The sequence below is a fragment of the Mesorhizobium sp. M2E.F.Ca.ET.209.01.1.1 genome (assembly GCF_004010375.2).
GTDB lineage: Bacteria > Pseudomonadota > Alphaproteobacteria > Rhizobiales > Rhizobiaceae > Mesorhizobium.
Window position 1 is genome coordinate 1 of sequence record NZ_SADP02001381.1, and the last position, 279, is coordinate 279.

Genomic DNA, 279 nt, shown 5'->3' on the forward strand with positions numbered 1-279 from the left:
AGCTTGGTGTCTTCCTGCGTGTAGCCGAAGGATTGCTGGCGATCGAGCAGGGGCATCTTGATCTTCCTGTCGGAGGCCAGCCGCATCGCCGCCGACACGCACGACCTGTGGCTGCCGCCGATGCTCGCCACCCCGGTCATTTTCGCCGAGGCCGATGGCTTCAAGGTCACGCTCACCGTCATCCAGTTGCTGGACTGCGCGGGGGTCGTCACACTGGTGGCGCTGGCGGCCTGGCTGTTTTCCCACTCGAGCTTCGGCCGTGCCTGGCGGGCCGTCTCC

General features: G+C 66.3%; 1 pseudogene. It reads left to right on the plus strand.

Going from position 1 to position 279, the window contains the following annotated elements:
• Positions 1-57: 57 nt before the first annotated feature.
• Positions 58-279: pseudogene (locus EN852_RS40495) on the plus strand (branched-chain amino acid ABC transporter permease); the annotation flags it as partial.